1 pseudogene is annotated in these 1,217 nt (G+C 54.1%); it reads right to left on the reverse strand.

The features are described from left to right. Nucleotides 1–283: 283 nt before the first annotated feature. A pseudogene (locus ACGF49_RS24530) lies at nucleotides 284–1,217 on the reverse strand (DNA primase); the annotation flags it as partial.

Raw genomic sequence — 1,217 nt, forward strand, 5'->3', positions numbered from 1 at the left:
CCCAACTTGACCCCAACTTAAGGGCAACTTGCGGTTCAATCAGTCCAACTTGCGTCGGTCGTATTCCGGGTTTTCGGGTTCGATGATGAACTGGCAGTACGATACGACGACTTTTTCTTATTATTGCCGGAACAGTGTTTTTCAACCTTCCCCAACTTGCGAGCCATTCCGCCCAGTATTGCTGCGGCCTGAAGTCGGTTTTCCGACCTCCAACTTGGACCCAACTTGACCCCAACTTAGGGGCAACTTGCGGTTCAGTCAGTCCAACTTGCGTGAGTCATATTCAGGGGTTTACCGGTTTTTCCGGCGCTGTCAGGTCAATCAGGCCGCACAGGTGGGCTTCTTCTGCGCTGTCACCGTTCCACAGCAGTTCATACTGCAACAGATGGCCGCGACTGCCGCCGTGGACTAACAGATATTCCATGTCGGCCAGTCGCTGACAGTGGACTTTTAACTGGTTATCGCTCCACTGGGTGTAATGGCGGATATCGCGGCGGGTAAAGCGGACCGCGTTCACCGGGCGTTGCTGCGCTGTCGCCGTCTCTTTCACCATCGCTTGTATCAGCAGTAACAGTTTTCGGGTCTGGGGCGACATTTCATCCAGCGTGCGGCCTAATATCTCGTGGGCCAGCCGGTTTGCTAAGCTAATATCGTCTTTGGTCACCTCGATATATTCAAGCCGTTTGCCCCGGTGTTCCGCGGTCTTCACCTCGCGCTGGTGCTGATGCAGCAGGGCGATACTTTGTATCAGGGTAAGATATTTCATGTGGTCGCGCCGGGTGCGGGTTTTATCGCTCATGAACGTTAACTGTGAGGCATAAGGGTTAACCACATTGAGCGGGCGTAACAGCCGCTGGGCGTTTTGATGCAGTTCGGTGATATACGCCTTTTCATTCTCCGCCAGTAAGCCTTCGAGGGTTTGCTTATGGCGCTGCAAGGCGTGGATAGCTTCGGTCTGCTCCCGCGATTCGTTTACCGTCAGCACCAGACAGCGGTTTAACAGCTCTTCATCGACATCTATCGCGGTGGTGGTGAGCATCAGCATCACCGGCCCTTTCACCCTGTACTGTTTGGTGACCAGATTCCCGCTGGCATCATCTTTACCGGTGCTGGCAATGGTCAGTTCGCCGTCGCTTTGCAACAGCTTAAGCGCATAGGCGGCCTGCCGCACCCCTTCCTCTTCGGCAATGGCTAAGATTTTATGCTGGAGATTGGTT

The organism is Photorhabdus sp. RM96S (assembly GCF_042879335.1).
GTDB lineage: Bacteria > Pseudomonadota > Gammaproteobacteria > Enterobacterales > Enterobacteriaceae > Photorhabdus > Photorhabdus kayaii.